This window comes from Corallococcus sp. AB049A, assembly GCF_003668885.1.
Taxonomy (GTDB): Bacteria; Myxococcota; Myxococcia; order Myxococcales; family Myxococcaceae; genus Corallococcus; species Corallococcus interemptor.
The window spans coordinates 1-4,681 of record NZ_RAWL01000558.1; the positions used below are offsets into that span (position 1 = coordinate 1).

General features: G+C 69.4%; 4 protein-coding genes and 1 pseudogene. 3 read left to right on the forward strand and 2 right to left on the reverse strand.

Going from position 1 to position 4,681, the window contains the following annotated elements; genetic code table 11:
• The 3 genes and pseudogenes from D7X55_RS36010 to D7X55_RS36020 all read left to right on the forward strand — a co-directional run.
• Window positions 1-644: pseudogene (locus D7X55_RS36010) on the forward strand (error-prone DNA polymerase); the annotation flags it as partial.
• Between the two features lie 155 nt (window positions 645-799).
• Window positions 800-1,555 carry a hypothetical protein gene (locus D7X55_RS36015; RefSeq protein ID WP_233610272.1) on the forward strand — a complete coding sequence of 252 codons (756 nt, stop codon included), beginning with the start codon at window positions 800-802 and terminating at the stop codon, window positions 1,553-1,555.
• Between the two features lie 192 nt (window positions 1,556-1,747).
• Window positions 1,748-2,029, forward strand: a complete 282-nt coding sequence (locus D7X55_RS36020; protein ID WP_121725401.1) for a hypothetical protein — start codon at window positions 1,748-1,750, stop codon at window positions 2,027-2,029.
• Window positions 2,030-2,037: 8 nt separating this feature from the next.
• On the opposite strand, the gene D7X55_RS36025 is transcribed toward D7X55_RS36020, so the two are convergent.
• The gene (locus D7X55_RS36025) at window positions 2,038-2,781 is read right to left on the reverse strand and encodes a phytanoyl-CoA dioxygenase family protein (RefSeq protein WP_121725402.1); all 744 of its coding nucleotides are present in this window, start codon (window positions 2,779-2,781) and stop codon (window positions 2,038-2,040) included.
• Window positions 2,782-2,831: 50 nt separating this feature from the next.
• Window positions 2,832-4,493: an acyl-CoA dehydrogenase family protein gene (locus D7X55_RS36030; protein WP_121725403.1), complete on the reverse strand. Its 1,662-nt coding sequence runs from the start codon at window positions 4,491-4,493 to the stop codon at window positions 2,832-2,834.
• Window positions 4,494-4,681 lie beyond the last annotated feature (188 nt).

Here is a 4,681-nt window from a genome sequence, read left to right on the forward strand (position 1 = left end):
TGGTGCGGGGGCTGGGCGAGTCCTCGGGCCGGGCGGTGGAGAGCGCGAGGCGCGGGGACTACTCGAGCGTGGGAGACCTGGCGCGGCGGGCGCGCATTCCCCGGCATGAATTGACGCGGCTGGCGTTGTCCGGGGCGCTGGCGTCGCTGTGCGGGGCGCGGCGGCAGGCGCTGTGGGAGATCCAGGCGCTGGGGCCGCTGGACGCGGACGACCTGTTCTTCGGCATGTCCATGGACGGCACGGAGGTGGAATTGCCGCCCATGGGGGTCCAGGAGCGGGTGGTGGCGGATTACGACACGGTAGGGCTGTCCTTGGAGAAGCACCCGCTGGAGCTTCTGCGGCCCACGTTGAAGCGGATGGGGGCGGTGACGGCGGAGGGCTTGAAGCGGGTGTCGGCGGGGCGGCGGGTGAAGGTGGGCGGGATGATGATCTGCCGGCAGATGCCGCCCACGGCGAAGGGGATCTGCTTCATCTCGCTGGAGGACGAGACGGGGATCGCGAACCTGGTGGTGCCCTCGGAGGTGTACGCGCGGTGCAGGCAGGAGATCCACGGCGCGCTGTTCCTCGTGGGGGAGGGGATGCTGGAGCGCTCGGGGAAGGTGACGAACGTGAAGACGCGCAGCGTGGTGTCCGTAAGGCAGTGAGTCCAACAGCGCGCTACATCTGCACGTCTGTTCTCCTGATCCGTGGGTGAGGGGGCGGAACGACCCACGGGGGCATGGAACAACCCGTATTGCTGGCGATATAGGTTGCTTCTGTCTGGAGTGTAGTAGCGTGGATCAGAACGGGAGGGTTCTCAGTGCGCAACAGTCTTCGGTGGTTGGGGTCGCTGCTCGATCGCGTTGGCCTGTCTGAAGTGGTGGAGGAGGCGAGCGATTGGGTGCGGTACTACGCGCAGGGCAAGCCGCCGGTGAACGAGCCCGCGCCGACCCGCGTTTCCCGCCCGGTGCACTCGGAGGCCCCGCGCGCGTCCATGCATGAGGTGATCGAGTCGCTGCGCAACGCGACGCCGCAGCGTCAGGTGGACGCGACGGTGGTGGAGATCCCCTTCGAGGGCCGCATGGAGCTCTCTCCCGCCGCCCGCCGCAAGACGGCGCCCAAGGCGAAGAAGGCCGCGACCAAGAAGAGCGCGGCGAAGAAGGCCCCGGCCGCGAAGAAGGCGGCCCCCGCGAAGAAGAAGAGCGCGGCGAAGAAGGCCCCGGCCGCGAAGAAGGCGGCCACGTCCGGAGCAACGAGCGGGGACGCGGTGTCGGTGCTGGAGACCGCGCTGCGAGGCCACGCGCGCCAGAAGGACCTGGTCTCCGCGGGCAAGGAGAAGGACCAGCTCTTGCGTTCGCTGATCCCGCTCTACCTGGCGAAGGCGCTGGACGTGGAGGTGACGTCCGGAACCACGTCGCGCTTCTGGAGCGGGCTGGGCGTGACGTACGCCGCCCCGAACGCCGCCAAGGCCCTGCGCCTGCACGCCGGCTACGCCCAGGACACCAAGAAGGGCAAGGCCATCACCGCCAAGGGCATCCGCTACGTGGAAGAGGCCCTGTCGCAGGCGGCGAAGTAGTCCATGTCAGTCCCGATGCCGCGTCTTCTCTTGGGCAGACGCGGCATGAGCCCGGTTGTGGTCAGCGTCCTCGTTGGGGCGCTGTCTGCTTGTTCGGGCGCAAAGCCAGGCCCTGAAACTCCAGCTCACAACTCTGCGGCCGGCATCGATGCCGGAACGTCTGCCTTTGAATGGCCAGAGGATGTCGAGCCCATGGCGACACTGGATGGTCCCGCCATCCTGGCATCCCATGCGGCCCTCCAGGATGTGCTGAGCCGCTTTCCCAAGGCGCGCCGCAATGAATGCATTTTCACCGCGCGGGCCCTGGACGTCGTCGTGGGCAAGGGAAAGGGCGTCTACATTGTTCGCGTGAACCGGCGCGTCGATCAGTGCGAGGGAATCGGGCCGGGTGGCAACTTCGAGCTCGACTGGTTCGAGCTCTACGCCGTCTCACCCGAGGGGCGAATCATCGAGCGATACCAGTACGCACCCTGAAGCAACGCTCAATCCCTCGCGGACCGTGAGCCCGGGACGGGCAGGTTGTCCGTCCTGCGGTACGTGGCCACCACGGAGTACTTCGTGTCCGCTGTGTGGTTCCGGCTGGCCGCGTGGAACAGCCGCGCGTGGAAGAACAGCACGTCCCCGGGGGACAGCCGCACGTACCGCGCGCTCTCGATGAGCGCCGCGTTCTCCGGCAGCTCCGGCCGCAGGAACAGCTTCGCGTCATAGCGCTCCGGCGCGAACTGCATCCGGTGCGTGCCGGGCAATACCTTGAGACCGCCGTTCTCCGGCGTCTCCGCGCCCAACGCCAACCACGTGGAGATGAGCTCCGGCCGCGTGAAGGCCCAATACCTCACGTCCTGGTGCCAGCCCGTGTCCGACGAGAAGCGCGGCTGCTTCGTCATCACGCAGTTGTGGTGCGCCCGCGCCTGCACCACCGGCCCGTCCAGCAGCTGTCCCAGCGCCTCCAGCAACCGCGCGTCGTCGAACCACGCCGCGAACAGGGGCGAGCGTCCGTGGGCCTTCAACAACCGACGCACCGTCCGGCCGCCCTCGGCGCCCAGGCTCGCGGGCGAGCCCGGATAGGCCACGTCGGCCTCGTACTCCACCGGGCCGTCCCCGGAGGCCAGCTGCTCCTGGATGACGGCCCGCATCCGCTCACACGTCCCGCCGTCCACGAAGGACGGCAGGACGAGATACCCATCGGTGGCGAAGCGCTGGCACTGCTCGGGGCTCAGGACGGACATGGCGCCCGCTTCTTAATGGGCGCGCCCTCCGCGCGCACCTGTCGCGACGCTCAGCCCAGGAGCCGCGAATCATCCAGGTCGACTTCGTCCTGGATGAGGTCCACGCCGTTCTGCCGGAACCGCCGCGCCGCCGCCCGGCTGCGCGGGCCGTGCCCGTGCTCCAGGCACCACTGCGCGTGCTCGCTCAGGAGCGCCAATTCCAGCGTGCGCCCCAGCGTCAGGGAGAAGCGCCGCGCCCCGGCCTCCATCGTGGTGGGGTTCGCCATGGCGCCGGACACCCAGGCCCGCGCGTGCTCCAGCGCGTCGTGCGCCGTCTTCACGCACGGCCGCAGGCCCACGTCCGTCACCTTCGACAGCCGGCCCTCCACCTCGTGGAAGAACGCCTCCAGCGTGCCTTCCTTCGCCAGCGCGCGCAGCGCGTCCAGCGACAGCACGTTCGTCGTGCCCTCCCAGATGGACAGCACCTGCGCGTCCGCCTGGATGCGCGGCAGGCCCGTGTCCTCCACGTAGCCCGCGCCGCCGAAGGACTCCGACACCTCCGACGTGATGTGCACCACCTGCCGGCCCGTCGTCAGCTTCGCCAGCGGCGTCACCAGCCGCTGCAACAGCAGCTCCTGCTCCGTCGCCGTGCGCGTCTCCAGCTTGCCCAAAAGCTCCACCGCGCGGAACGCCAGCAGGAAGCCCGCCTGGAACTCCGCCTCCAGCCCCGCCAGCGTGTCCACGTGCAGCGGCTTCTCCGACAGCGGCGCGCCGAACTGCACCCGGCGCTTCGCGTAATCGTGCGCCAGCGCCAGGGCCCGGCGCATGGCCCACGTCGCGCCCATCGCGTTCCAGGTGCGCGTCACGTTCAGCATCATCGCCATGTTGCGGATGCCGTCCGTCAGCCCCGCCACCGGCGTCGCCAGCGTCCCGTCCAGCGTCAGCTCCGCCGTGGGCACCTTGCGCGTGCCGAGCTTGTCCTTCAGCCGGTTGATCTGGATGCCATTGAGCCGGCCCTGCGCGTCCCGCGTCTCCACGAAGAAGAGCGCCAGGCCCTTGCCGCCCGGGCCGTTGCCCGTGGGCCGCGCCAGCGTCAGCGCCATCTGCGCCGTCGTCGCGGACGTGAACCACTTCGTGCCGTACAGCCGCCAGCCCTCTGGCGACTGCCGCGCCTCCGTCAGCGTCAGCCCCACGTCCGAGCCGCCCGTGCGCTCCGTCATCCACTGGCCCGACGTCCAGAACGTCGCCGGATCGCGTGACGTCAGGCGGGGCAGGGCGTGGTCGATGAGCGCCTGGTTGCCCAGGGACAACAGCGAGCGCGCCGCGCCGTCCGTCATCGCCAGCGGACACGAGTAGACGTCCAGCGACGGCTGCACCAGGTAGTTCAGCGCGAACTGGTGCACGCGGCTGAGCGCACCGCTCTTCTGCTCGTACGCCACCGCGACCAGGCCCTTCTTCGCCGTCAGCGCCTCCGCCTCCTTCCACAGCGGGGACACCTCGATGTGGTCGATGCGCTGGCCCCACGGGTCCCACTGCGTGAGGACGGGCTCGTTCAGCCGGTCGCGCTGCTGGAACTCGTAGAAGTACTTGCCGCCCAGCTCGCCCAGCTCCCGGAAGTCGTCCTGGAGCGAGCGAAACATTTCCGGCGGCAGGGTCCGGGCAAGGTAGCCCTGCAGGAACGCGTCGTCGTCGTACTGGTTGCCAAGAACCGGGGGCGCCTGGAAGAAGCTCATGGCCCGAAGTTAACACCGCTGACATGACGGTGGGGTAGAGTGACCTCCCCCTCCGCCGGAGCCGTGATGACCGACTTCACCCGCAGGCCTCCTCCTGGCACCGGTCCGTCCTCGCTCGACACCGACCAGGACCCGAACCGCAGCATCACCCCGCTGGAGACGCCCGCCTCGCCCGCGAGCCCCGTCTT